Origin of the sequence: Rothia sp. CCM 9417, assembly GCF_048513575.1 — a bacterium.
GTDB lineage: Bacteria > Actinomycetota > Actinomycetes > Actinomycetales > Micrococcaceae > Rothia.
Genome location: NZ_JBLXXT010000002.1, coordinates 151,478 through 175,359 on the forward strand (window position 1 = coordinate 151,478; position 23,882 = coordinate 175,359).

The following is a 23,882-nucleotide window of genomic DNA, read 5'->3' on the forward strand; positions in this document are numbered from 1 at the left end:
TGAGTCGCCTGCCAGCGTGAGTTGGTGGGCGACTCTGCTGTATATTCAAAGAGCTAAAGACGATTCTTTAAGGGAGCTAAGCAATGGATTTGAAGGACGCCTTTCAAGCGAGTGCTGAGTCTCGGGGCAAACACCGGCGTAGCCCGATTCTCCATCGCTCGGATATGCCGCTGGCTCAGCGCATTGTGGTGAAAGTTGGTTCCTCATCCCTTACCTCTATTGAGAATTCGCTGGACGAGTTGGCTATTGCTACCATCTCCGATGTCCTCGCCAAGAAAAAGCGGCAGCACCCCAATATTGAGCTGGTTTTTGTGTCTTCAGGTGCTATTGCCGCCGGGTTGGCACCGCTGGGGCTGTCACGCCGTCCTAAGGATTTGGCGACCCAGCAGGCTGCGGCATCGGTGGGGCAGTCGCTGTTGATGAGCCGCTATACCGATATTTTCTCTCGCTACGGCGTGACTGTTTCACAGGTGCTCTTGACCGCTGAGGACCTCATGGCCCGTGACCGCTACCAGAATGCCCACCGCCAGTTGGAGCGCCTTTTGGATTTGGGAGTCATGCCCATTATTAACGAGAACGATGCGGTGGCGACCACTGAGATTAAGTTTGGCGACAATGACCGGATTGCGGCGCTGGTTGCCCATACGGTCAAAGCTGATGCTCTACTCTTGCTATCCGATGTTGATGCGCTCTACACACGTCACCCTGACCAGGGCGGTGAACGTGTCAGCCACGTAAAAAATGAGCAGGATTTGGCTGGGCTGAGTATTGGCTCGGTGGGTTCTGCCGGTGTTGGCTCAGGCGGTATGGTTACTAAGGTCAAGGCCGCCCAGGTGGCCGCCGCCTCAGGCATTCCTGCCCTGGTCACCAGCGCGGCTCTGGCCCGCCAAGCCTTTGCTGGTGAGGACGTGGGCACCTGGTTCTACGCTACCGGCGAGCGCCGGCCCGTCCAGACCCTGTGGTTGGAACATCTGGCCGACATTGAGGGAACCCTGGTCGTGGACAAGGGAGCCGCCGCAGCTCTGCTCCGCCGACGCTCGCTTCTGGCTGCTGGGCTGGTGCGTGTTTCCGGGAACTTTGAGGGCGGTAGCCCCGTAGCGATTGCCGATGAGTCAGGCACGGTTCTTGCCCACGCTTTGAGCTCCTACTCTTCTGATCAGACAGCGCAGATGGTGGGGCTACATACCGGGCAGATTCAGCAGGCTATGGGTGAAACATACGACGGTACAGTCGCCCACGCCGATAATATTGCCCTGGTTGCTAGTGCCGTGCGTTAGATAAAGTTTTCCTGGCTGATGCCCTGATCTGTCGCTAGCATGGGGTGTAGGTTTTGAACGAGTGAAGGAGTTAGGGTGATGGCAGAGCAACTGCTTGTTCCAGAAGACGTGATGTGTCAGGTAGCCGATATGGCTGAGGATGCACGCATTGCCTCGCGTAGGCTGGCGAAGGCTGATACCCGGTGGAAGAATAAAGCCCTGCTTGCGGTAGCGGATTCTTTGGAACTTCACGCCGAGATTATTACGGAGCAGAACGCTCTGGACCTTGCCCGGGAACGGGATAAGGGCATGAGCGAGGCCATGCTGGATAGGCTTGCCCTGAACCCCAAGCGTGTGAGTGAGCTGTCAGCTGCTCTGCGTGAGCTGGTTGCCCTTCCAGATCCCGTGGGCGAGCTGGTGCGGGGTTCAACCTTACCCAACGGTCTGCGTATGCAGCAGGTTCGGGTGCCCCTGGGCGTTATCGGTGCCATTTATGAGGCAAGGCCGAATGTCACGGTTGATATTGCTGGCCTGGCTATTAAATCCGGTAATGCGGTCATGCTTCGTGGCGGCTCAGCTGCTGCCAAAACCAATCAGGTCATTGTTCGAATTATCCGTGATGCTGTGCACGCTACCGGGCTACCGATTGACTCAGTGCAGTCTGTTGATGAGTTTGGTCGCGACGGCGCCAATGCGCTCATGCAGGCACGTGGCCTGATTGACGTCCTGATTCCGCGCGGCGGCCACCAGCTAATTCAGTCGGTGGTAAACAAGGCCCGTGTTCCCGTCATTGAGACCGGTGAAGGCAACTGCCATATCTTTGTCGATGTTTCAGCCGACCCTGCTCAGTCAGCTGAGATTTTGGTGAACGCTAAGACCCAGCGCCCCGGTACCTGCAACACGGTCGAGACCCTTCTGCTGGCTGAGGGCTCCGAAGCATCCTCTGCTGTCCTGGCCGCACTGGTCAAGGCAGGGGTAACCCTGCACCTTGATGAAGCGTCACGAGCTCACCTGCCTGCCGGTGCTCAGGCACTTGATGCAAGAGAAGAGGACTGGGCTACCGAGTACGGTTCTCTCGACCTAGCGGTTAAGACCGTCCCGGACCTGCCAGCCGCTATTGAACACATCCGCAAATACTCAACGGGCCACTCCGAGGCGATCCTGACAAATAGCGTGAGCAACGCAGAAAAGTTTATCCGTGATATCGATTCGGCTGCGGTTTATGTGAACGCTTCGACCCGCTTTACCGATGGTGGTCAGTTCGGTCTGGGCGCAGAAGTCGGCATTAGCACCCAGAAACTGCACGCTCGCGGTCCCATGGGCCTTGAACAACTGACCACAAGCAAGTGGATTGTGCGAGGTGACTGGCACGCCCGCGACTAAGTGAGTAAAAAACTTGTCGGCTATCGGGGAAAGACCAGCAGAAGCCGGCTCTAACCGGTAGCATGGTGTTAGCTCCATACTATGCCCGCGCTGAGGGGAGCATACGCCCCTAAGGTTTGAAAGGTACACACATGATCTCATCTGCTCTTGCAGCAGGCACCGCAGTCCTTGCCTCCGAAGAAGGTAGCCACCAGCTCCATGTTCTGGGTATGCCTACCTACATGTTTGCCATTTTTGGCTTTGTCTTCTTCGGCCTGCTCTTTTTCATTACTATTTCTTTCTCTGGCCGCGGCATCGTTCGCCCCGATCATGCAGCTGACCATCTCTCAGAGGATGAGGCCAAAGCTCTGCGTGATTACACCAGCAAGCACAAGCACTAATTAGCCTTTAGTAGATTCGGCGCGGTTGCCTGCAGTGACCTTTCGGGGCGCGGGGCCCGCGCCGAATCTGTACCCCGAACCCGCTTCCCAGGAGTCCCGTGATTCGCCCTGCCCAAGATATCCGTAAAGCCTTGAGTATCCCTGAGCCTGACCCCTCAGCAACGAGGTTAGGTGTCATGGGCGGCACTTTTGACCCGATCCACCACGGGCACTTGGTGGCCGCCAGCGAGGTAGCTGCCGTGCTAGGCCTGGATGAAGTTGTTTTTGTGCCTACGGGCAACCCCTGGCAGAAGGCTAAGAAACGGGTATCTGACCCGGAGCACCGTTACCTGATGACGGTGATTGCCACAGCTTCTAACCCGCGCTTTAGCGTCAGCCGGGTCGATATCGACCGTGGGGGACCGACCTACACTATCGATACCTTGACTGACCTGCATAAAGATCGACCGAATGTTGAGCTTTTCTTCATCACCGGGGCCGATGCTATGAGCCAGATCGCTACCTGGAAAGACGCAGACAAAATGTGGGATTTGGCTACCTTCGTTGCGGTGACCAGGCCCGGTCATGAGCTCACCGTACCGCCCCAAGCGGAGGGTAGAGTCCGTGTTATTGAGATTCCGGCTATGGCGATTTCGTCAACCGATATTCGGGATCGGGTGCGGTACCGTCTGCCGGTGTGGTACCTGGTGCCCGACGGGGTGGTCCAGTACATCAACAAGTATGACCTCTACCAGCACACCGCCGATGAAGAGGGGGGCGGGCGATACAGCGATGGTTTGCCGGCCCACAAATAGGTAACGGCCCAGGTTGGCTGATGGGGACTTTAAGGCTGACTTGGTACTATTGAGTCAAGATTTAGGCACTTTCGTGAGGAATGAAACTGTGAGCAGCACACCCAAGAAGGCAGAGGGCACCAGTAAAAATGTCGCGCCCAGTTATCTCTCCGATACTTTCATCACAGATGATGGTATTGAGGTGCCACCTCCTACGCGGCCGATGGGTCCTCGTCGTCTTTCTCGCTACTATGATGAAGCTGCCAATTACCTGCGGGCCGTGGCGCGCGGGGATGATGAGCTACCCCCTCCTCCTATGTTCATGGGGAAGGTTGAGGGGCTGACCGTCAAAGCTGACCCGAGTGCTACCCTGGTGGGGCTTTCGCAGATGGGGAGTATTAGCACTGATGAGGGAGAGCTTGACATTGATTATGACCATAACCAGGTCACTCTTGTTGAGGACCCCCTGGGGCATATTGGCCAACAGATTCTTGGCGAACCCGATGATGGGCAAGCTCTAGGATCTGACCAGACTGACTTTGCGGCAGCACCGATTGAGATTGGTAGCGACAGCGATTTCATCAGTATTGAAGATCTTGCATCAGGGGGCGACGCCCACGAAACAGCCCATGAAAATTCTGAGGCTAACGATGAGCCTGCTGCCGGTGAAGAGGCCCAGGAAGAAGCCATCAGCCCTGAAGAAGCAGAAGTTAAAACGAATGAAACTGCCGACCAGGCCGATGATGCTGTAGCCCAAGCGGTCTCGGCTCCCCTTGCGACTCCTGCTCTAGAGCTACCTAGCCCCGTTCGTGCTATCGATGCCCAAGGCCTGGACTTGACTGAACTCGACACACCAGCCCAGCCTGCACCGAGTGAGCGTGCCCTAGCCAGCGAGACGGCTCGTGCTGTAGAATCTGATAGTTCTGAAGAAAACACTCAGGTTCCTGAGGGCAAGCTTCTTGCTGAATCGGAGAGCGATACCTCAGATGAACCGTGCCAGGCAGATTTGGTTGACGGACCTGATGCTTCTGTCATCACAGGTCAGCAACAGGGTGGTACCGGTGCTCTTGACCTATCAGCAGATGCTGAGGCGACTGATGCTGTTGAATCGGCATCTTCGGAGAAGCCCGGCAAGGGCGGCACCCTTGTCGCTATGGGGGGCATCTTCCTGTTTCTGGTTGCCTTGGTTCTTGTCTGGGTCGTTTTTTACAATTAGATTTTAGATGAATAAAACCCCTCAAAAAGTTTGGGGGAGTGAAGTGCTCGGAAAGGGCGAAATGACTGCTGCTGCAGAGTCTATTGAAGCATTGAAGGTAGCCGCACGCGCGGCTGATCAGATGCAGGGTACTAACCTGCTGGCGGTCGATGCTTCGGATATCATGGGTTTGATTGACGGTTTCTTGGTGGTCTCGGCCCACAACGAACGACTGGTCAACGCGATTGTTGATGAGGTGGAGGACAAGCTCCGCGAAGAACTGGGCCTCAAGCCCTTGCGCCGGGAAGGCCGCGCCGAGGGCCGCTGGGTCCTGCTGGACTTTGGCGATATTGTGGTTCATGTTCAGCATGAAGAAGACCGCGCCTTCTATGCTTTGGACCGCCTGTGGGGCGAAGCGCCCCGTATCGACCTTGGCCTGGAAAGTGAAGCTGGTAGGGTTGATACCCAAGGGGCTGAAGCTGATTTCAATATCATCACCCCTGAGGCTGATCTGATGAACCAGCGCGAGGACTAATTTTTTTGCTCTAGCTAGCCAGGAACGTAGCTTACTTTTTGAGGTGCCCTGCCCCGAGTGGGCGGGGCACCTTTTTCTGTAACTCCCAATAGACGCAGGGTGTGGCACAGTTCATAAATGTTGCCGGTCGGTGAATTTGCCTTAGCGCTTGGGTGTGCCATAAGATGGAGAGGTCGCCAAGAGCGGCACACAACTTTATAAGGGGCTATGGCGCAGTTGGTAGCGCGTCTGCATGGCATGCAGAAGGTCAGGGGTTCGAATCCCCTTAGCTCCACGGGGGTATGGCGCAGTTGGTAGCGCGTCTGCATGGCATGCAGAAGGTCAGGGGTTCGAATCCCCTTACCTCCACCAGAAGCACTCAGTAGATAAAAATCCGCTGAGTGCTTTTTCGTGCAATAAGCTAGATTATATCTATTCAGGGGGGACAAGTACTGGGCAGGTCTTGGCAAATCAATCGATACACTCTGCTACCTGAAATCACTGATCTTGCTCTCTTCCGCGCAGAGTTTTCCCATGACCCGTTTCTAGAGGAATTGGTTCTTCTCTGGAGTGGAGATACAAATCAAGCAGTTGAATGCCTGCGTTCTAAGGTGCTTCAAGACCCAGAGAATAGAAGAGCCAGGGCACTTTTGGCTGATGGTTTGCGAGATCTAGGGCAGATAGAGGAAGCAAAAAAGATTTACTGGGAGCTTGTATATGGGGCGAGTTCTAAACTGGCCGAAGCAACTTACCGACAGCACCTGGGAAAAGTTTACTTTGTAGCGGGGAATTTCCAGTCGGCATTAGAACAGTTTGAACATGCTCTTCAGATTCGTCTCGATTATAAAGCTGATGAAGATTTGGTGAGCTCGGCCCGCTTAGCGGTTGAGCGGACAGGTTCTTTGGTATCAGAGGAGACAGCTTCGCAGAATTCGGCGTAGGAGAGGCTCACTGGTATAAAGTCTCAGAAAGTTCTGACTTGGTTCAGTTCTTTCAGATTATGTTCAGATTTTAGTTTCAGAGGGGGTAGAGCCGAGCCTGGGTAGCCAGTAGCGTGAGCAGGAAGTCCTCGTCCCGCAGGGCTGATATGTCATCCACCATCTGCTGCAGATACCCAGCAACCTGGCGGGCGAAGAGACCTGCATCCAGTTCAGCTGTCGGGCTTTTGGGCAGGTCGGTTTCCAGTAGCAACCGCTCAGCAGGCACCTGGCGCACATAGGCCCGCCCGCGCTTGGTCTCTAACATTTGCGGGTGCACCGAGATATAACCGCCCAGCTTGATTAGCCGGGTTAGCTCGTCGCTGCTGCCCCCAAAACGGTGCATGACCGGGACGACAGAGCAATCAGGTGAGGTTAACTGATCAAGAAGGTCAAGCACCGGGCTGACCGCCCGAACGGCATGCAGAGAAAGCATATAGGTTTGATCTGCCGGCCATCCTGTAGCGGCTTGCTTGACTGAGAGCAAGATACGCCCCAACACCTGCAGTTGGAGGTCAGCACTGGCTGTTTCTAAGCGCCGGGGGAGGAAGTCCAAGCCAATTTCACCGATAAACCTGGTGCTCATGACCTCTTCCTCAAAAATAGCGAGCTCCCGTTCGGCCTGCTCCGGTGAGGTAATCCACCAGGGGTGAAAGCCCAAAGAAAGCAGGGGAGCCAGCCCTCCCTGCCCAACACTGGGGGAGTAAGCTGCTAGCTCTTTATAGGCTGACGGTAGCAGGGTTTGGGCAACAACCTGTGCACCCTGAGCGATCAGGGAATCCACAAAAGGTTCGCGCAGCTTAGGGGCCAGAAAATCAAGGTGAAAATGAGAATCCAGAAGCAGACTAGGCATGCTGGTTCCCTCCTCTTCGACAGAGTTACTCACCGGGCTGAGGAGCAAGGTAGGGCGGTGCCTGAATCTCTTCCATGCCAGCTAGCTGGCGGATGACCCTACCTGCCAGCATCTGACCCATAATAGGCGGCATATAGCTCATGGACCCCAGGGTCTCTCCCTTGGTGTTTCCACCGGTCTTTTCCACGGCAAAGGGTAGCTCTGTGGAGAAAAGAACCTCTAGACCGTAGATACCACGTTTCTTGCACTCCGAGCGAATGACCCTGGACATAGAGCAGTTATAGGTCTTACGGATATTGGCGAACTCCAGCATGGTCGGGTCAAGCCGGTTGGCTGCACCCATAGAGGCCAGCAGGTTAAGGTTGTTCTCTGCCGCCCAGCGGTAGACGGCCAGTTTCTGGGAGATAGTGTCGATGCAGTCAATGACGTAATCAGGGCGCGGGAACTGCCCAAGGGTCTCAGCAATATTCTGCGGTGTCAGGAAAATCTGCTCGGCAATCACTTTGCAGTCGGGTTGAATCTCCTTAATCATGCCCTCCATGACCAGAGCTTTGACCTTGCCCAGGGTAGAGGTAAACGCCAGAGCTTGACGGTTGATGTTGCTCTCTTCAACCACATCTCGATCGAGCACAATCAGGTTACCTACCCCGCCTCGTGCTAGGGCTTCGGCGCAGGCAGAGCCTACCCCACCCAATCCAAGAACCATGACGGTCGCATCCTGCAGTTTTTGTAGACCCTCATCTCTAAGGACCAGTCTTAGCCGGGCAAAGCGTTCACTCTCAATTCCCACGGTGGGGCCCCTCTCATCTCGCACCAGGTTATTATCGCATACTTGAACCTTATTGCTCAGCGTGAGATCTACCAGCCCGTTGGGTGCATCTGGTCATCTACAGGTTCATCTGTTAGGTTGACTTTTAGGCTCCTTATCTTTCAGATTACAAATAATTCTTTATTCGGAGTATCTTATGAACCTCGACCACATAACGTTAACTCGCATTGATCCAATCGCTGAGAGAGAAGACCTTATTGACTTTATAACGGGTAACCACTGGCCTTTTCATGTGACTCCACAGATGTCGCGTGAGCAGATTGAAAAAGCCATTGAATCCGGAGCCTACCGGAGTGATGAACGTGATTCTTACTGGGTTGATCATGCTGACCTTGGTCGAATTGGCCTTATTCGCTTTGAGGATTTGGAAGATGACACCCCGGTCTTTGATCTACGTCTAGCTAGCCGGTATCGCGGCAGGGGCCTGGGAGTTCAAGTTCTTAAGGTAGCGACGGCTTGGGTATTTGAGCACATGCCAGCTACACGCCGCTTCGAGGGGCAGACTAGGGACGATAACCTGCCCATGCGCCGTACCTTTGTCAAAGCCGGCTGGGTTAAGGAAGCATACTACAGACAGGGTTGGCCGGTCACCGGCGCTGAGCCCCGCGATTCGGTAGCCTACGCTATCTTGCGCAGTGACTGGGAAAGCGGAACAAGCACTCCGGTGCCGTGGGGCCAGGACTAACCGGCTCAATAGTTTTTAAGTAGACGCTCCTCAGCTCTGGCAATGAGTGCATCAACTTGCTCTTTGGGGTGCTTATGTAGAATAGAAAAGGCTATCACCTGCAAAGGGTGCGAGAGCCTAAAAAGCATGGCACGCTCGGCCTCCTCACGGGTACGCGCAAGCAACCGGATGAACTGGTCCCCATGCCATGCAGCCAGGCAGGCGATATCTATTGCTGGGTCATCCACAGTTGCGAGGTCCCAGTCTAAGATCCCGCTGACCTTGCCACCTTCAAACAACATATTGGTTCCGGCTAGGTCAACATGTGAAAACACGAGTTGAGATGTGTCTAAAGTTGCTTGGAGGGCACTGAGGTCGTTAATAATAGCCAATGCTCGCTCTTGGGCTGCGTAGCTCAGAAGCGGTATCACCTGCTCTAACATCTCATTCCGCCACCTTTTACCGCCGCAGAAGGCTCGGGGCTCTGCAAGATAAGGTCGGATATGGCTGGTGGAGGTAGCTCTAATTTCTTGAAGAACCCCGTATAAAACTGCTGTATTACCTCTCCCGGCGGCGTGAGGCTCTCCCCATAATCGTAGGGTTGGTACAGCTGTAACCCTCTCTTCTTGTAAGGGCTCTCCGGCGGAGCGGGGGAGGCCGAAAGAATACTCGGGTAGGGCATCAACTAGCTTCTGGGTCCGCAGAATTGATTTTGCCACTTCGGTGTTGCGGGCAATACGTATCGCCAGATCTTCAGTCAAGGCCACGACCGAACTTGTCCCCAGATGTACGACCTGATCCAGAGTTTGCTCTGGGGCAACTGCGCCGATGACCTCGTGGATTAGTTCTTGGTCTATAGTTACCGCGTCCATTGTTATCCCTCCGCTATCTGGCTAGAGTTTAGCGCATTGGTGCAGAAGAAGTCGCTACCTGGACGAGTTGGGCTCGAGACAAGACGCTTGACAACTGGCGCGAAGCTAGCGTTACCTAGATATGGTTATCAGGAGAGAAAGTTGAGATGGGGCAAGGGCTGATATGGGCGCACTACCTGTCGGGGAATATGGAACTCCCGGGCCGCTGCGGGACCGGCTTGTCGCCGCAATTCTTAGCGGGCAGAAGACCGCGACCTCATCCCTATACGAGGAATACCGGCGCTTTGGGGAAGACCTGCCCCAGGTGGGCCAGCGCGAAATTGTTCTTGATTCACACCAGCATCCGGTCTGTCTAACCGAAACCGTAGCCGTGGAGGTACTGCCGGTGAGCGACATGAAACTTGACTTTGCTCTGGCAGAAGGTGAAGGGTTTACCTCGGTTGACGATTGGTGGGCGGCTCACCGTACTTTCTGGGGATCAGAAGACTACCGCACCCACTTGGGGCAACCGGAGATTGAGCTTGATGAAAATACCCTGGTGGTCTGCCAATGGTTTCGAATGCTCCCGCTACCGTCTAGCAGGTAATGGGCAAGAAGAGCTTGGTCCTTAGTGGATAGCAAAAATCATCAGGAGGGACACCAGCACGAAGAGGGAACCAAAAATAAGGTTAAGAATCTTCTGCCCGCGCGGTGAATGGCTCAGCCGGGTCAGCGGCTGAGCCACCACAGCAAAACCGCCCCACATCACCGCAAAATCGATAGCCACCATGGTCACGGCCAGAATCAGATACTGGGGAAGTTGCGGCTGATCGGGTCTAATGAACTGCGGCATAAAGGCAAGCATAAAAACAATAGCCTTAGGGTTAGACATATTCACCCAAAAGCCCCGACCAACCAAAGCCAGAGGGCGAAAGTCATAGCACTATCCTAAATCGGAGGCAAGACCCAAGCCGAAAGAACAAACAACAAATGGACACCCCCATCCCTGTAAACCCCTCATACAATGGTTGCTATGACTGCCCCCGCTTCGCAACGCCGCACCCTCCTAGCCCTAGCCCTCACTCAGGTCTTTGGAACCATCGGGCTAGGAGTCGCCCCTACCATCGGTATTCTGCTTGCCAGCAAGATGACCCACAGCCAGGCGCTCGCAGGAGTGGCGAGGACGGCTTCCACTTTTGGTGCGGCCCTGTTCGGTATTCCGCTGGCCAACCTGGCAGCACGAACATCACGCCGGTGTGCTCTCTCGGTGGGCTGGCTGGTCGCAAGTCTGGGGGCTGCTCTTCTGGCATTCTCTGCAGGGGGCGCCTACCTTACCCCGGTTATCCTGGGTATGCTCATGATTGGTGCGGGGAGCGCAGCTAGCTACCAGGCACGGTTTGCAGCGACCGACCAGGCCTCAGAGTCTCAGCGTACCTCAGCCCTGAGCTTTATCGTGTGGGTGGGAACCATCGGTTCTGTGCTCGGGCCTAACATCGGTACGCCAGCCCGCCTGCTCTCTGAGCGGTGGGGTACCAACCTCTACGGCACAGCCTTCGGGCTAGCTGCCCTTGCTCTCTGCTTAGCTACAGCGATGGCCTACCTGTTCCTGCCTGCCCCCTCCCTTACATCGAATGTGACTGACCCGCCGGGAGTCAGCCCCCACCGGCCTTCTTTTGGTGCCCGGTGTGCAGCGGTTTACCGGCATATTGTTGGTAACGCTCAGGCACGGTGCGCTGTTCTTGCTCTGCTGGGTGCCCATACTGTGATGGTGAGCGTGATGACCATGACGCCGGTTCACATGAACCACCAGGGCGCCAGCATTGAAGTCATTGGCCTGACGATCAGCTTGCACGTTCTGGGCATGTTCGGCCTGTCCCCGCTCATGGGAATTGCCGCTGATAGGTTTGGGCAACGACCGGTTATTATGGCGGGGCTGATGACACTTGTACTTTCACTCGCACTAGCCATAGTTGCACCCGAGAACCAGCCTGTGATGGTACTTTCCCTGACCCTGCTGGGCTTGGGCTGGTCGGCGGTGTTTGTCGCCGGATCGGCGCTCTTTGCGGCCTCGCTCCCGCAGAAACAGAGAGTTGAAGCCTCAGGCGGCCTAGATGCGCTCATGAACCTGGGGGCAGCTATGGCAGCACTGGCATCAGGCCTTGTACTGGCGGCTGCGTCCTTCCCTGTCCTTGCCGGGCTAGCTGGTCTGCTCCTTGCCCCCGGGGCGATAGGGCTGTGGGCTAGCAGACGCTAATTCCTGGGGACGGTCTACCTAGCTGACCTTAAAGTTCCTTATCTAATGCTTGACGTAGGTTCCTCGTGATAGCGGTTGCCTGCCCCATCACAAAGTACCTCACGGCAGGTTTAGCAATAAGGCCAAGTGGCTTGCGCACCAGGCCTTGGAGGGTGCCTATCTTCTTGCTGTTGGGCCGAACCCATACGAGAGATAGCCGGCAGATGCACCCATTTGAGTCCTCGGTGAGCTGGACTGAAACCTGTTGAGTGTTCAGCTGCGGTTCATGGGGGAACTTGAGCTCATACTCAATGCGCTTACTTTCTGCGTCTTTTCCTATGAGAGTGACTTCTTGAACCTGCCGGCTTGGTTTGCCTGGAACCTTAGAAAATTTTCCGGTGGGAGCAGCTGAGCGACCAAGCCAGGGTCCGGTGGATCCTGGCTTTACCTCGAGAGACTCGATAGCAGGTAGCCAGTTGGGGAGGTTGCTGGGGTTACTGACGAATTCCCAGGCCTTTTGCGGGTTGGTCGGAAGGAATACCGTGTGACTTGCACCGATACGGTTCTGATGTGAAGTGTCAACAACCTGCCTGGATGTAGAGGAGGGTAGCTGTTCTAGGGCCGTTACAAGCGCTGAATGCTCTATCTTGGCTTCGCTCAGGATCTCTTGGATATACCCACTGGACTCTTGGGCCAGAGCAAGGGCTAGCTCACGGGATGTCTTTACCTGATTGAGAATTCTCCTTGCGCGGTCAGTCAGCTGGTAGCCAGCAAGCTCCGGGAGTGACACTGGGGCTGGTGCGCTGATACCGAGTTCTTTGAGTAGCTTGTTATCAACTGCTCTGGTCGCGCTAGCTAGGACTCTTGGGTGTGCTCTGTGACTGCGGAGGGTGACCCCTACTTGGCCAGCATCGAGTGCGAGAGCCATGAGCAGATCAGGCAGGTCGATGATATTTTTGCCGCGCTCTGTTGCAATATCCCGGGCTAGGGTAAGGGTTGCGATGTAATCAGTTAATGAAGGCGCCTGCTTGTTCTGTTCGGTCATGATTTCCTCCGTGGGAGAGGGATAGATGGGTCTATCCGTTTGGCGTATTTTTTGTGCACAGCCTGCCGGCTAACCCCTAGGCAATCTGCAATGGCCTGCCAGCTCATGCCGCTCTTGAGCGCGGCTTCGACTTGCTGATGTTCAAGAGAGTCGGCAAGAGCTTTCAGTGTTGCTACTGCACGCAGACCCCGTCTAGGGTCACTGGTGTTGGCTGCCTGATGGGTGGCTGCTTCTGGATCCATGATGTCAACCTTAGTTGCTAATGGTGGATAGTGTCAATATATGTTGACAATTGTCTAGATAGTTTTCCGTGCAGTCCCATGCTGACTCCGTGAGATAATAGGTTGGTGAATACCCTCCTGAGCAAGCAAATACTAGCCCTGGCTGACTCCCGTGGCACTGCCCTTGACCGACTCATTCTTGCTGACTCCAAAGACATGCGCCAGATTACTAAGGGGCCGGGGCAGGATATCTTGATTCTCGATGACCCCACCGGTGCTTTAACTTTGGAGTCACTAGCCCTAGTGCTTGCACGCGGAGGGCGGGTGCTCAGCCGTCAACGCTCCTATGACCTAGCGCTAGAGCTCTTCCACACGGCTCACACCCTAGGGGAGGAAGCGTCCGCCCGCCTCCTCATAGCCGGCCTCGATAACAAAGGAGAGATAGACCCAGGCACCTTTGGCCTCACCAACTTTTTGGTAGCCCACAGCTTTCAGGGCAACTTAGCTTTGGGGCACCTACCTAAGAGCCACTCTGCACTAGCGGACACCAGCTACGATTTTTCCACCTACCAACAGGCCAAGGGAGCCGGGGCAACTCTGCTAGTAGGCGGTAATACTAAACACATGGTTCACACCTTTAACGAGACACTGGGGCAGAGCTTCGCCAGCGTTCGTGGACTGCGCGGCAAAGGCAAACACCGGTGCCTCTTAGCAACCGAACCAAAACCCCAGGGGAGTCCACCTAAGCTGGCTGGTGCGCTCGCCGCTTTTGGTGGGGTGTTCTCCGGCGGTAAGCCCGATGCTGGTGGTCAGCTCTTAGCCCGTGCCTTCCTTAGCGACCTTGCAAGCTCCGATAATGAGCTTGTGAACAAACGACCATTAACTCTGCTCGATTTAGGGTGCGGTAATGGCTCTGTGAGTTTGGACATCTTGGGTAGCTTACCTGTGGGGTGCCGGGTATCAGCGCTCTATGCCACTGACTTGGACCTTGACGCTATTCGCTCGGCTAGAGTTAACCTCACTAAGAACCCTGCCGTACAGGTGAGCTGGGATGACGCTGCGAGTAGGTTACCTGATGCCAGCGTAGATGCTGTCCTGCTCAACCCGCCCTTCCATCTAGGAACAGCGGTGGACCTTACTTTGATTGGTCCTCTCCTGAGAGCCGCTTACCGTGTGCTGGCACCCGGTGGGCGCTTATATCTAGTGCATAATTCGCACGCTCGCTATCGCCAGCAGGTAGAAGAACTCTTCATCAATACCCGCCAGCTGGAACGTACACCCACCTTTACCGTCTTGAGTGCCAGCAAGAAATAGGCAGAAAGAAACTATGACCATCAAAATTATTGCCATCGGTAAGAAGCACGAGAAATGGGTTGCGGAGGGAATTGATCGCTACGAAACCCGCCTGCGCAAGCCCTGGGACCTGACCTGGCAGTATTTACCGCACTCATCTTTGGCAGAAGAAGCCGCTCGTGCCGAAGAATCCCGGCGCATCCTGGAAAAAATTGACCGTGATGATTACCTGATTCTGCTCGATGAGCGGGGCAAGATGCTCAGCTCCCCGGGGTTATCTCGGGTTCTTCAGGCACAGCTGGGTTTTAAACGGATCGTCCTGGTGATCGGTGGGGCCTACGGGGTAGATGAGACAGTGCGTTCCCGCGCCAATACTGTATGGAGCCTTTCGGAGCTGGTCTTTCCCCATCAGCTGGTCCGACTGATTATTACCGAGCAGATTTACCGGGCCGGTGAAATTGCGGCTGGGCGCCCCTATCACCACCAATAGGGTCGGGTCTCAGAGGTTATTGTTACTTAGCTTTCTAGGGAGCTTGAGACAGTTTTGAGCACAAACTGTCAGCTCCCGGCGCGTAGCATTACCTCAAGAGCCTGCCAACCGGCTATATTTTTATGTATGGCAAAGAAAAAAGTTACCGTAGTATCCGCGCTTGCGGCGACCGCCCTGCTCGCTGGCTGTGCGCAAACCACTGTTCCCGGCCTGGGCTTCGAAAAAACTGACGGCTGGGGTGGCCGTGACGACATCACCTTTGAGGTAACTGCCGAACATAACGGCGCCGAAGTACCCGCAACCGTCACTGTTTACCAGGACCAGATTAGTTTTGAGGGCAACAGCACAGAATTTGAAGGCGAAAACTTCTACAAGCTGACCTTCGACGACCTGGCAGACCTCTCAGGTTCCCAGCTCCGTATTTCAGTTTCAGCTCAGGATGCTGAGGCCGAGGTCTCCTGTGCTATTAAGGGTACCGGCTACTCTCTTAAAGAAGGCGAGCATGTTAACCACAACAACGCGGCTGAGGGCACCGGTAGCGCAACCTGCGTTCTCAATATTGCATAACCAATAACACTCTCTCATCACACACAGGTGGGCGCCGCAGACGGTGCCCACCTTACGCTTTAAGGCCGAGCCAAATATGCGTTGAGAGCAAGAATATGAAAAACTAGCCCTATGAGCACTCCCGGGGCGCACGAACTAAGAACCATCGTTGCAGAAGCAGCTGACGAAGCCGCCAACATCGTTTACCGTGTTGGCGATAACATTCACTCATTCCGAGCCAAACGTGCCCGCCAAACCGGGCTTGAACCCGTCCTCGTTCCCAGCGTTGGGTACGGTGGGCAAGGTTGGGTCCGGATACTCGGACGGGCACTCTACAAAACAAACCTGTTTGAGGAGTTCTTTGACTCTGTTGAAAAGGGCGACCCCTCCGTGGACCCTGTGCGGGGCTGGCGGTCCTTTACCTCGGTAGCGATTTCTCACGCCCCGATTAACGTCACCATTGACGGTCTAACCCACACAGTTTATACAGACCGAGGGGGAGTAATTGATGAGAAGCTCAAGCTGGACCTTGCACCCGGTCTGCACGACGTCACGATGTCCACAGAGGGGAGCCAGCCGGTAACCACCAGCGTCTACATCGTACCCGAAGACCAAACCCTGGGCATTATCTGCGACGTGGACGATACTGTCATGAACACGGCCCTTCCCCGGCCTTTCGTGGCAGCCTGGAACAGTTTTGTGCTCAACGAGCACGCCAGGAGTGCGACCCCCGGCATGGCGGTGATGATGGATCGCCTACACCGAGCTCACCCCAAGGCACCTTTCATGTATCTTTCCACCGGTGCCTGGAACGTTACCCCCACCCTCCGCCGCTTTCTGCACCGTAACGGCTACCCCAAAGGCACCTTCCTGCTCACCGACTGGGGACCCACCCCTGATCGCTGGTTCCGCTCCGGATCGCTCCATAAAGTAAACGCCCTCAAACGCCTTGCCGGTGAGTTCCCCAATATACGGTGGATTCTCATCGGTGATGATGGTCAGCGGGACCCCGAAATCTACAATGGGTTTGCTGTGCGCTACCCCCAGAACGTAGAAGCAATCCTGATTCGTAACCTCACCTTTGGCGAATCGGTCCTTTCCTCAGGCCGTGTCTGGGGCGATAATCGAGCCCGCGATATCATCAAAGGTGACCTCTGGCTGGAAGGCAATGACGGTACTGCCCTCTACGAGCAGTTGAAAGAACGCGGCCTAGTGTAGCCCTTGTCCCCCAAAACCTTAAAAAGCACCCTTGTCAAGCCTGGCAAGGGTGCTTTTTCGATGACACACCTTGGTAAAAAAATCTCTTAAATCTTGGTCAACAAGCCTTAAAGGCTCAAGGCTCAATTTAGGGTTAAGCGCCATTCCCTTGTAAATACGCGGTAGCTTTAGCCACCCGGTGCGAGCCCGGGAACAGAGCCTGCATCGTAACTCACATGATGGGGCAACTGAGCTACGGTAACCGATAAATATGTGGATAACCCCCTTAAAGCGCGGAAACCCGCGGAAGGCCCTGTGGATAGACGTCGACCAAAAATTTTTTCGTAACAGACCACACTATGTTGGGCTAGGTGCGTGCTTTGAACACTAGATGTAGTATTAAATCCCGGTTCGGGGGATAAGGGAGATTCCTCCCCAGAACACCCCCACACAGCTCGCAAGGGCTGTTCGCTTCAGTCACTTCCTGCGCAAGCGGGATACCAAGGAGAGACCCCACCATGACCGTAACGGTGTACACCAAGCCAGCATGCGTTCAGTGCAACATGACCTACCGCGCACTCGATAAGCTCGGAGTCGAATACAACACCGTTGATATCACCGAGGACCCCGCAGCGCTAGAACTTATCAAGGGCATGGGTTACCTGCAGGCACCCGTTGTGATCGCCGGCGAAAACCACTGGTCAGGTTTCCAGCCCGACCGCATTAACTCTCTAGCCGAACTCGCCGCTTAAAAATCTTCTGGGGCTCTAGAGGACTGTAGAGCCAGCAAGGGCCCCTTGAACTGCCGCCGTATAAGAGCAGGCAGGAACCCAGTAACTACAACCTCAGGCCAGGCGACTGCGCTCATGGAAAAACCCCAGTACACACCAGAACAGATCACGAGCCAACCCACTATCGTTTACTTCTCATCAGTTTCTGAAAACACACACAAGTTCATCCAGAAAACCGGGATAAACAGTGTCAGGCTCCCCCTGAAAACCAAGGACGAGCCACCCCTAGTAGACCACCCCTACGTCCTCTGTCTACCAAGCTACGGGCGTCCAGGAGGGGCCGGATCTATCCCACCTCAGGTGCTGAAGTTCCTCAACATCCCAGAAAACCGCCGTTTCCTACAAGGAGTCATTGGAGCCGGGAACACAAACTTTGGTGACCTTTACTGCGTAGCAGCAGATAAAGTCGCCGCTAAATGTCAGGTACCGGTGCTCTTCAAATTTGAATTGATGGGCACCCAAGAAGACGTAGACACCGTACGAAAAGGACTAGAAGAATTTTGGACTCAAAACTCCCTGTACCCGGTCTCAGCCTAGAACCAGGCCACGAGGACCCAAGCACCCCCGAAAAATACCAGGGCATGGGGTACCACGAGCTCAACGCCCTGCTAAATCTATACGATGAGAAGGGCCAGATTCAGTTCGAGGCTGACCGGCAGGCAGCCCGCCAGTACTTCTTGCAGCACGTCAACAACAACACTGTTTTCTTCCACGACCTAGAAGAAAAGATTGACTACCTCATCAAGCACCAGTACTACGAGCCAGAGATCTTCGAAAAGTACCCCTTCGAGTTCGTCAAAGAGCTTTCTAAACTGGCCTACTCCAAGAAGTTCCGCTTCCCCACCTTCCTGGGGGCCTTCAAGTTCTACACCTCCTACGCGCTCAAAACTTTTGACGGTCAGCGCTACCTGGAACGCTTCGAAGACCGCGTGGTCATGGTAGCCCTGCTGCTAGCAGAGGGCGATCAGGCTCTTGCCACCAAGATTGTTGAAGAGGTCATCGCAGGTCGTTTCCAGCCGGCGACCCCCACCTTCCTGAACGCCGGTAAGAAGCAGCGTGGCGAACTGGTTTCTTGCTTCTTGCTGCGCATCGAAGACAACATGGAGTCCATCGGACGCTCCATCAACTCGGCCCTGCAGCTCTCCAAGCGTGGCGGCGGTGTGGCTTTTGCGCTCACCAACCTGCGTGAAGCCGGCGCACCCATCAAGAAGATTGAGAACCAGTCCTCGGGTGTTATCCCCGTGATGAAGCTCCTGGAAGACTCCTTCTCCTACGCCAACCAGCTAGGTGCCCGTCAGGGTGCAGGTGCAGTCTACCTGCACGCCCACCACCCAGATATCTACTCCTTCCTGGACACCAAACGCGAAAACGCTGACGAAAAGATCCGTATTAAGACCCTGTCCCTGGGCGTAGTCATCCCCGATATCACCTTCGAACTGGCTAAGAAGAACGAGGACATGTACCTCTTCTCGCCCTACGATGTTGAGCGTATCTACGGCCTACCTTTCTCAGATATCAACGTCTCTGAGAAGTACTACGAAATGGTCGATGATGCTCGCATCAAGAAGACTAAAATCAAGGCCCGCGAATTCTTCCAGACCCTGGCAGAAATCCAGTTCGAGTCCGGCTACCCCTACGTCATGTTTGAGGACACCGTCAACAAGGCCAACCCCATCGACGGCAAAATCATTATGTCCAACCTCTGCTCCGAGATCCTGCAGGTTTCTGAGCCCTCGGTTTACAACCCCGACCTGGGTTACGCAACCGTTGGCAAGGACATCTCTTGCAACCTGGGTTCACTCAACATTGCCCTGGCAATGGACGGTGGTGATCTGGGTCAGACCGTGGGAACCGCAATTCGCGCGCTAACAGCAGTCTCAGACCAGTCTGATATTCGCTCCGTACCTTCCATCGAACGCGGTAACTCCATGAGCCACGCCGTTGGCCTGGGACAGATGAACCTGCACGGCTACTTGGCCCGCGAGCATATCTACTACGGTTCCGAAGAAGCACTTGATTTCACCAACATGTACTTCTACACCGTCACCTACCACGCAATCCGCGCCTCTATGGAAATCGCCCGTGAACGCAAGGAAACCTTTGCGGGGTTCGACAAGTCCAAGTACGCCAGCGGCGAGTACTTTGAGAAGTACATCAACGGAACCTGGGACTTTGAGACCGAACGAGCCCGTGAACTCTTTACAGGACACTCTGTACCCACCGCTGATGACTGGAAGCAGCTGGCTGCCAACGTCGCCGAGTACGGTATGTACAACCAGAACCTGCAGGCCGTTCCGCCCACCGGCTCAATCTCCTACATTAACGGGTCAACCTCATCGATTCACCCGATTGCCTCCAAGATTGAGATCCGCAAGGAAGGCAAACTGGGCCGTGTCTACTACCCCGCGCCCTACATGAACAACGAGAACCTGGACTACTACCAGGACTCCTACGAAATCGGGTACGAGAAGATCATCGACACCTACGCTGTTGCCACCCAGCACGTGGATCAGGGCCTGTCGTTGACCCTCTTCTTCAAGGACACCGCAACTACCCGCGACGTCAACAAGGCCCAGATTTATGCCTGGCGAAAGGGCATTAAGACCATCTACTACTCGCGTATCCGCCAGATGGCTCTTGAAGGGACCGAAGTCGAAGGCTGCGTGTCCTGCATGCTCTAAAGGCTTGAAGCTTGCTGGGCTGGACTATGAAGCCCAGCAAGCTTTTTCGAGCCCGGCCGGGGGAGCACCCCTAAACCCGCCTCAAGGTCACCATGCTTTTTACCCGGTAGGGTGACAGAATAGAAACAAAAGTGCCCTCACCGGCACACATACCACCCCCATGCGAGGAGAACCCATCACCATGAGTGAGAAGGTCGAACTGGTCCATCACGTTGAAGCAATCAACTGGAACCGTATCGAAGATGAAAAAGACCTAGAGGTCTGGGACCGCCTGACCGCCAACTTCTGGCTACCAGAAAAGGTGCCGCTCTCCAACGACGTCCAGTCCTGGAAGACCCTCACCGAGGAAGAAAAGCAGCTCACCATGCGCGTCTTCACCGGCCTGACCCTGCTGGACACCATCCAGGGAACCGTTGGCGCTGTCTCCTTGCTGCCAGATGCCGTAACTGCCCACGAAGAAGCCGTGTACACCAACATCGCTTTCATGGAGTCCGTACACGCCAAGAGCTACTCATCCATCTTCTCTACGCTCTGCTCCACCAAGGAAATCGATGAGGTCTTCCGCTGGTCCACCGAGAACGAGCACCTGCAGAAGAAGGCCCGCATCGTCATGGACTACTACCAGGGCAGCGATCCCCTTAAGAAGAAGGTAGCTTCAACCTTGCTGGAATCCTTCCTCTTCTACTCCGGCTTCTACCTGCCCATGTACTGGTCCTCTCGTGCCAAGCTCACCAACACCGCAGACCTGATCCGCCTGATTATCAGGGACGAAGCCGTGCACGGTTATTACATTGGCTACAAGTTCCAGCGCGCTCTTGAAAAGGAAACCCCCGAGCGCCAGGCAGAACTTAAGGAATACACCTTCGACCTGCTCTACGAACTCTACGAGAACGAAGTGGCCTACACCCACTCACTCTACGACGGGGTTGGCCTGAGCGAGGACGTTAAGAAGTTTCTGCATTACAATGCCAACAAGGCACTCATGAACCTAGGCTACGAGGCTATGTTCCCGGCAACCGTCACTAACGTGTCACCGGCAATCCTGGCAGCCCTGTCACCCAACGCTGATGAGAACCACGACTTCTTCTCTGGCTCCGGCTCATCCTACGTGATCGGCAAGGCCGTTAACACAGAGGACGAGGATTGGGACTTCTAAGCTAAGCCCCAACGTTTAACCTGAAGAAAGCTGCCTCTCCACCGCACACAAGCGGGGGAGAGGCATGACAGGTGCGTTCACCAGTAGCTGCCCGCGCCCCAGGAGACGAGCCAGATAGCCAGAGAAAGAGAGCTATGCCTGCCGCCATCACCAGCTATGTAGCTGTCGAAGAAATTTTGGCCGCCCAACTGTCGGTAGATTTGTGCCTACCTGAACAGGCCATTGCCATAGCTCGTCAGCACGGTTCCACCCAGCTTTCTGCGCCTCGACTACCGCTGGACCAAATGCACCCGGCCCGCCGCCGCTACCGTGACCACTGGGAGCTGAGGCTAATAAACTTTCGAGGGCTGACGGTGATTTGCGCCCAGCACCCGCGAGTCCGCGAGGCCGCCGATAACCTACTAGCAGGGGACAACGGCAACTGGGTGGGGGACTACTCCGAACTGCGCAAACTCAACGATTACCTGACCCCCTATGCGCTACAGCTAAGCGGTACTTCGCTCTTCTATACCCCCGGCAAAGATTTTTGGCAGGAACGGAACCTACAACGGTCTGCCCCCGCAGGCTTTGAGTACCGGTGGCTTGAGCCGGAAGAATTCGAGAAATTCCGGGGCGATAGCCGCTTCGAAAATGCCCTGGGTTTCAAGGAGCTCCGCCCGGATGTCCAGGTATTGGGGGCCCTTGCCGGGGGCGAAGTGGTTGCTCTTTCAGGGGCTAGCGAAGACTCCAACTGGTGCCGGCAAATTGGGATTGATGTGCTCCCCGAGTACCGGGGTAGGGGGCTGGCTTCTTATCTGGTGCGTGAACTTGCAGTTGCTATTCTGCTGGAAGGATTCGTTCCTTTCTACGGTACAAGCCCCTCACATATCCTGAGCCAGCAGGTAGCCCTGAAGGCCGGTCTGCGCCCGGCCTGGTGGGAGTTTGTCTCGACCAGTCTTAATGAAATTTCGGTGAGCTAATGGTAGAGATTCGGCGGCCTGGCCGAGAGGTGTCGAGGATGGCCAACAGGATTGAGCGTGCTTTAGAAACCGTCAGGGCTGTGGGCAGGGGGGAGGAAGAATCACATATCAGGCTTTACCGCCCTGCGGCTGCTCTTGCCTTTGGACGTAGGGATCAGCTCAATCCTGGCTTTGAAGAGGCAACGCAGCTAGCGCAAGCACACGGTTTTGAACCCCTTGTTCGGCGGGTGGGCGGACGAGCTGCCGCTTACCACCGGGGGTGCCTGGTCATTGACCATTTTCAGCACGACCCGGATGCTGTCAGTGGCAACCACCTGCGCTACCGGCAGTTTGGGGACTTACTCGCTCAGGCGCTCGAAACACTGGGGGTAGAGGCTGGCCTGGGAGAGATAGCGGGGGAGTACTGCCCCGGTGAGTATTCGGTCTGGGGTCAGCTGTCCAACGGTAAGAAGGTTAAACTGGTTGGAACAGCTCAGCGGGTTGTCGCTGGTGCCTGGTGGTTTTCAGCGGGGATAGTAGTGCAAGATTCAGCACCCCTGCGCGCGGTCACTCGCGATGTTTATCAGGCTTTAGAGCTACCGTTAGACCCTGCAACAGTCGGTGCAGTCCAGGACATTGAGCCTTTAGTGACCGTTGATGATGTCGAAGATGCCCTCCTTGAGGCCTACGAAAAGGGGGGTTTCTCATGTGTGGCCGCTACGCCCTAGAGCTTGCTATGGAACACCCCCAGTATGTGGCCGGTGTTGAGCTAGCTGAACCAGTCCTTAATTACAACGTTGCACCCACAGCCTCCGTGCCTATTCTGGTCGATAGGCTTGAGAACGGTAGCTTTGTGCGCGAACTGCACAGTGCCCGTTGGGGTTTGCTACCTGCCTGGGCTCAAGACCCGGCGCAGTCTTCCCGTGCCTTTAACGCCCGGAGCGAGACTATTTTTACTAAGCCCACCTTCCGTGATGCCGCTGTAGCCGGGCACTGTGCAATCCCTATGAGCGGCTACTACGAATGGAAGACCGAGACCACTGCCGGTGGTAAACAGGCCAAGACACCCTACTTTGTGCACCGTTCTGACCACAGACCCATTTATTGTGCGGGGCTGTATTCCTGGTGGCGGATTCCTGAAGACTTTGCCGGTCCCGGTCAAGTATTTGAGGGTCGAGCCAAGAGCTGGTTGCTGTCCTGCTCCATTATCACCATGGATTCACCAGGCAATGGTGAGTTTGACACCGGAATTGTGGCTGATGTGGGAGGGAGCCCCGCCTATGCCAGCCCCATGGAAGAGGAACTGGGGAGGCTACACAGCCGGCTACCGGTGCCTCTCTCTGTCGCCGATGATAAAGCTATCAGCCCCAGTGACAGTCTCACCCGCTGGTTGCAGGCAGGTCGGCCCGCTGGCGGGCAAGCACCCTCAACATCTGCCCTCAAAGCGCAGTATCGACAGGCCGCGGAAGCTGAGCTAGACTCAATTCGCCAAGAAGCCTTCGCCCAGCTCTCTGCCTGGACCCTGCACCCGGTCAGTAAGGACGTGGGTAACGTGCACAATAAGGCCAGCTACCTGATCGAGCCAGTTGAGGACCTACTGACCGGATTGTAAAGGC

General features: G+C 55.4%; 27 protein-coding genes and 2 tRNA genes. 23 read left to right on the plus strand and 6 right to left on the minus strand.

Annotated features, from left to right (window positions below; genetic code table 11):
* The first annotated feature begins 83 nt into the window (after positions 1 to 83).
* From proB to ACN082_RS04170, 9 genes are all read left to right on the plus strand, one after another.
* Positions 84 to 1,277, plus strand: coding sequence for a glutamate 5-kinase (gene proB, locus ACN082_RS04130; RefSeq protein WP_419099578.1), 1,194 nt, complete (start codon positions 84 to 86; stop codon positions 1,275 to 1,277).
* Positions 1,278 to 1,355: 78 nt separating this feature from the next.
* Entirely contained in the window at positions 1,356 to 2,639 is a 1,284-nt protein-coding gene (locus tag ACN082_RS04135; RefSeq protein ID WP_419099579.1) for a glutamate-5-semialdehyde dehydrogenase, read from the plus strand.
* Between the two features lie 131 nt (positions 2,640 to 2,770).
* Complete coding sequence (locus ACN082_RS04140; protein ID WP_419099580.1) at positions 2,771 to 3,019, plus strand: hypothetical protein; 249 nt, start codon at positions 2,771 to 2,773, stop codon at positions 3,017 to 3,019.
* Positions 3,020 to 3,117: 98 nt separating this feature from the next.
* Positions 3,118 to 3,813: a nicotinate-nucleotide adenylyltransferase gene (nadD, locus tag ACN082_RS04145; RefSeq protein ID WP_419099581.1), complete on the plus strand. Its 696-nt coding sequence runs from the start codon at positions 3,118 to 3,120 to the stop codon at positions 3,811 to 3,813.
* An 88-nt stretch (positions 3,814 to 3,901) separates the two neighbouring features.
* Complete coding sequence (locus tag ACN082_RS04150; RefSeq protein ID WP_419099582.1) at positions 3,902 to 5,008, plus strand: hypothetical protein; 1,107 nt, start codon at positions 3,902 to 3,904, stop codon at positions 5,006 to 5,008.
* Between the two features lie 61 nt (positions 5,009 to 5,069).
* Positions 5,070 to 5,522 carry a ribosome silencing factor gene (gene rsfS, locus ACN082_RS04155; RefSeq protein ID WP_419099583.1) on the plus strand — a complete coding sequence of 151 codons (453 nt, stop codon included), beginning with the start codon at positions 5,070 to 5,072 and terminating at the stop codon, positions 5,520 to 5,522.
* A 201-nt stretch (positions 5,523 to 5,723) separates the two neighbouring features.
* Positions 5,724 to 5,796, plus strand: a tRNA-Ala gene (locus tag ACN082_RS04160).
* Position 5,797: 1 nt separating this feature from the next.
* Positions 5,798 to 5,873, plus strand: a tRNA-Ala gene (locus ACN082_RS04165).
* A gap of 278 nt (positions 5,874 to 6,151) precedes the next feature.
* The gene (locus tag ACN082_RS04170) at positions 6,152 to 6,442 is read left to right on the plus strand and encodes a tetratricopeptide repeat protein (protein ID WP_419099584.1); all 291 of its coding nucleotides are present in this window, start codon (positions 6,152 to 6,154) and stop codon (positions 6,440 to 6,442) included.
* A gap of 76 nt (positions 6,443 to 6,518) precedes the next feature.
* Here ACN082_RS04170 and ACN082_RS04175 read toward each other — a convergent pair whose 3' ends face one another.
* Together ACN082_RS04175 and ACN082_RS04180 are read right to left on the minus strand one after the other, a co-directional pair.
* Positions 6,519 to 7,331 carry a TatD family hydrolase gene (locus ACN082_RS04175; RefSeq protein WP_419099585.1) on the minus strand — a complete coding sequence of 271 codons (813 nt, stop codon included), beginning with the start codon at positions 7,329 to 7,331 and terminating at the stop codon, positions 6,519 to 6,521.
* A 25-nt stretch (positions 7,332 to 7,356) separates the two neighbouring features.
* Positions 7,357 to 8,121: a ThiF family adenylyltransferase gene (locus ACN082_RS04180; protein ID WP_419099586.1), complete on the minus strand. Its 765-nt coding sequence runs from the start codon at positions 8,119 to 8,121 to the stop codon at positions 7,357 to 7,359.
* Positions 8,122 to 8,296: 175 nt separating this feature from the next.
* On the opposite strand from ACN082_RS04180, the gene ACN082_RS04185 reads away from it, so the two are divergent.
* Complete coding sequence (locus tag ACN082_RS04185) at positions 8,297 to 8,845, plus strand: GNAT family N-acetyltransferase (protein WP_419099587.1); 549 nt, start codon at positions 8,297 to 8,299, stop codon at positions 8,843 to 8,845.
* A gap of 5 nt (positions 8,846 to 8,850) precedes the next feature.
* Here ACN082_RS04185 and ACN082_RS04190 read toward each other — a convergent pair whose 3' ends face one another.
* Positions 8,851 to 9,696: an aminoglycoside phosphotransferase family protein gene (locus ACN082_RS04190; protein WP_419099588.1), complete on the minus strand. Its 846-nt coding sequence runs from the start codon at positions 9,694 to 9,696 to the stop codon at positions 8,851 to 8,853.
* A 163-nt stretch (positions 9,697 to 9,859) separates the two neighbouring features.
* On the opposite strand from ACN082_RS04190, the gene ACN082_RS04195 reads away from it, so the two are divergent.
* Positions 9,860 to 10,282, plus strand: coding sequence for an ASCH domain-containing protein (locus ACN082_RS04195; RefSeq protein WP_419099589.1), 423 nt, complete (start codon positions 9,860 to 9,862; stop codon positions 10,280 to 10,282).
* 21 nt (positions 10,283 to 10,303) lie between these two features.
* Here the strand turns inward: ACN082_RS04195 and ACN082_RS04200 are convergent, their stop codons facing one another.
* On the minus strand, positions 10,304 to 10,594 hold the full coding sequence (locus ACN082_RS04200) for a LysE family transporter (RefSeq protein WP_419099590.1): 291 nt from the start codon (positions 10,592 to 10,594) through the stop codon (positions 10,304 to 10,306).
* Positions 10,595 to 10,708: 114 nt separating this feature from the next.
* On the opposite strand from ACN082_RS04200, the gene ACN082_RS04205 reads away from it, so the two are divergent.
* Positions 10,709 to 11,929 carry an MFS transporter gene (locus ACN082_RS04205; RefSeq protein ID WP_419099591.1) on the plus strand — a complete coding sequence of 407 codons (1,221 nt, stop codon included), beginning with the start codon at positions 10,709 to 10,711 and terminating at the stop codon, positions 11,927 to 11,929.
* Between the two features lie 28 nt (positions 11,930 to 11,957).
* Here ACN082_RS04205 and ACN082_RS04210 read toward each other — a convergent pair whose 3' ends face one another.
* Both ACN082_RS04210 and ACN082_RS04215 read right to left on the minus strand, forming a co-directional pair.
* Positions 11,958 to 12,953, minus strand: coding sequence for an SRPBCC family protein (locus ACN082_RS04210; protein WP_419099592.1), 996 nt, complete (start codon positions 12,951 to 12,953; stop codon positions 11,958 to 11,960).
* The gene (locus tag ACN082_RS04215; protein ID WP_419099593.1) at positions 12,950 to 13,195 is read right to left on the minus strand and encodes a hypothetical protein; all 246 of its coding nucleotides are present in this window, start codon (positions 13,193 to 13,195) and stop codon (positions 12,950 to 12,952) included. Before ACN082_RS04215 ends, ACN082_RS04210 begins: the two co-directional genes overlap by 4 nt.
* Positions 13,196 to 13,300: 105 nt before the next feature.
* Between ACN082_RS04215 and ACN082_RS04220 the strand changes: the two genes are divergently transcribed.
* The 11 genes from ACN082_RS04220 (at position 13,301) to ACN082_RS04270 (ending at position 23,878) form a co-directional block, all read left to right on the plus strand.
* Positions 13,301 to 14,488: a class I SAM-dependent methyltransferase gene (locus tag ACN082_RS04220; RefSeq protein ID WP_419099594.1), complete on the plus strand. Its 1,188-nt coding sequence runs from the start codon at positions 13,301 to 13,303 to the stop codon at positions 14,486 to 14,488.
* Positions 14,489 to 14,501: 13 nt separating this feature from the next.
* Entirely contained in the window at positions 14,502 to 14,957 is a 456-nt protein-coding gene (locus ACN082_RS04225) for a 23S rRNA (pseudouridine(1915)-N(3))-methyltransferase RlmH (RefSeq protein ID WP_419099595.1), read from the plus strand.
* A 126-nt stretch (positions 14,958 to 15,083) separates the two neighbouring features.
* Positions 15,084 to 15,524: a hypothetical protein gene (locus ACN082_RS04230; protein WP_419099596.1), complete on the plus strand. Its 441-nt coding sequence runs from the start codon at positions 15,084 to 15,086 to the stop codon at positions 15,522 to 15,524.
* Between the two features lie 111 nt (positions 15,525 to 15,635).
* The gene (locus tag ACN082_RS04235; RefSeq protein WP_419099597.1) at positions 15,636 to 16,721 is read left to right on the plus strand and encodes an App1 family protein; all 1,086 of its coding nucleotides are present in this window, start codon (positions 15,636 to 15,638) and stop codon (positions 16,719 to 16,721) included.
* Positions 16,722 to 17,218: 497 nt separating this feature from the next.
* Positions 17,219 to 17,452, plus strand: coding sequence for a glutaredoxin-like protein NrdH (gene nrdH, locus ACN082_RS04240; protein ID WP_419099598.1), 234 nt, complete (start codon positions 17,219 to 17,221; stop codon positions 17,450 to 17,452).
* Positions 17,453 to 17,566: 114 nt separating this feature from the next.
* Positions 17,567 to 18,028, plus strand: coding sequence for a class Ib ribonucleoside-diphosphate reductase assembly flavoprotein NrdI (gene nrdI / locus ACN082_RS04245; RefSeq protein WP_419099599.1), 462 nt, complete (start codon positions 17,567 to 17,569; stop codon positions 18,026 to 18,028).
* The gene (nrdE, locus tag ACN082_RS04250; RefSeq protein ID WP_419099600.1) at positions 17,992 to 20,172 is read left to right on the plus strand and encodes a class 1b ribonucleoside-diphosphate reductase subunit alpha; all 2,181 of its coding nucleotides are present in this window, start codon (positions 17,992 to 17,994) and stop codon (positions 20,170 to 20,172) included. The genes nrdI and nrdE overlap by 37 nt, the downstream gene beginning before the upstream one ends.
* 181 nt (positions 20,173 to 20,353) lie before the next feature.
* On the plus strand, positions 20,354 to 21,328 hold the full coding sequence (gene nrdF, locus ACN082_RS04255; protein WP_419099601.1) for a class 1b ribonucleoside-diphosphate reductase subunit beta: 975 nt from the start codon (positions 20,354 to 20,356) through the stop codon (positions 21,326 to 21,328).
* A 134-nt stretch (positions 21,329 to 21,462) separates the two neighbouring features.
* On the plus strand, positions 21,463 to 22,287 hold the full coding sequence (locus ACN082_RS04260) for a GNAT family N-acetyltransferase (protein ID WP_419099602.1): 825 nt from the start codon (positions 21,463 to 21,465) through the stop codon (positions 22,285 to 22,287).
* A gap of 38 nt (positions 22,288 to 22,325) precedes the next feature.
* Entirely contained in the window at positions 22,326 to 22,994 is a 669-nt protein-coding gene (locus ACN082_RS04265) for a lipoate--protein ligase family protein (protein WP_419099603.1), read from the plus strand.
* Positions 22,973 to 23,878 carry an SOS response-associated peptidase gene (locus ACN082_RS04270; protein ID WP_419099604.1) on the plus strand — a complete coding sequence of 302 codons (906 nt, stop codon included), beginning with the start codon at positions 22,973 to 22,975 and terminating at the stop codon, positions 23,876 to 23,878. Before ACN082_RS04265 ends, ACN082_RS04270 begins: the two co-directional genes overlap by 22 nt.
* Positions 23,879 to 23,882: the final 4 nt, after the last annotated feature.

Coding starts and splice junctions, on each gene's coding strand:
- ACN082_RS04215 (WP_419099593.1), bottom strand. CDS start 13,195: ATGGATCCAGAAGCAGCCACCCATCAGGCAGCCAACACCAGTGACCCT.
- ACN082_RS04140 (WP_419099580.1), top strand. CDS start 2,771: ATGATCTCATCTGCTCTTGCAGCAGGCACCGCAGTCCTTGCCTCCGAA.
- ACN082_RS04195 (WP_419099589.1), top strand. CDS start 9,860: ATGGGCGCACTACCTGTCGGGGAATATGGAACTCCCGGGCCGCTGCGG.
- ACN082_RS04260 (WP_419099602.1), top strand. CDS start 21,463: ATGCCTGCCGCCATCACCAGCTATGTAGCTGTCGAAGAAATTTTGGCC.
- ACN082_RS04230 (WP_419099596.1), top strand. CDS start 15,084: ATGGCAAAGAAAAAAGTTACCGTAGTATCCGCGCTTGCGGCGACCGCC.
- ACN082_RS04135 (WP_419099579.1), top strand. CDS start 1,356: ATGGCAGAGCAACTGCTTGTTCCAGAAGACGTGATGTGTCAGGTAGCC.
- ACN082_RS04205 (WP_419099591.1), top strand. CDS start 10,709: ATGACTGCCCCCGCTTCGCAACGCCGCACCCTCCTAGCCCTAGCCCTC.
- proB (WP_419099578.1), top strand. CDS start 84: ATGGATTTGAAGGACGCCTTTCAAGCGAGTGCTGAGTCTCGGGGCAAA.
- ACN082_RS04265 (WP_419099603.1), top strand. CDS start 22,326: ATGGCCAACAGGATTGAGCGTGCTTTAGAAACCGTCAGGGCTGTGGGC.
- rsfS (WP_419099583.1), top strand. CDS start 5,070: ATGACTGCTGCTGCAGAGTCTATTGAAGCATTGAAGGTAGCCGCACGC.
- nrdI (WP_419099599.1), top strand. CDS start 17,567: ATGGAAAAACCCCAGTACACACCAGAACAGATCACGAGCCAACCCACT.
- ACN082_RS04190 (WP_419099588.1), bottom strand. CDS start 9,696: ATGGACGCGGTAACTATAGACCAAGAACTAATCCACGAGGTCATCGGC.
- ACN082_RS04210 (WP_419099592.1), bottom strand. CDS start 12,953: ATGACCGAACAGAACAAGCAGGCGCCTTCATTAACTGATTACATCGCA.
- ACN082_RS04225 (WP_419099595.1), top strand. CDS start 14,502: ATGACCATCAAAATTATTGCCATCGGTAAGAAGCACGAGAAATGGGTT.
- ACN082_RS04175 (WP_419099585.1), bottom strand. CDS start 7,331: ATGCCTAGTCTGCTTCTGGATTCTCATTTTCACCTTGATTTTCTGGCC.
- ACN082_RS04270 (WP_419099604.1), top strand. CDS start 22,973: ATGTGTGGCCGCTACGCCCTAGAGCTTGCTATGGAACACCCCCAGTAT.
- nrdH (WP_419099598.1), top strand. CDS start 17,219: ATGACCGTAACGGTGTACACCAAGCCAGCATGCGTTCAGTGCAACATG.
- ACN082_RS04185 (WP_419099587.1), top strand. CDS start 8,297: ATGAACCTCGACCACATAACGTTAACTCGCATTGATCCAATCGCTGAG.
- ACN082_RS04235 (WP_419099597.1), top strand. CDS start 15,636: ATGAGCACTCCCGGGGCGCACGAACTAAGAACCATCGTTGCAGAAGCA.
- nrdF (WP_419099601.1), top strand. CDS start 20,354: ATGAGTGAGAAGGTCGAACTGGTCCATCACGTTGAAGCAATCAACTGG.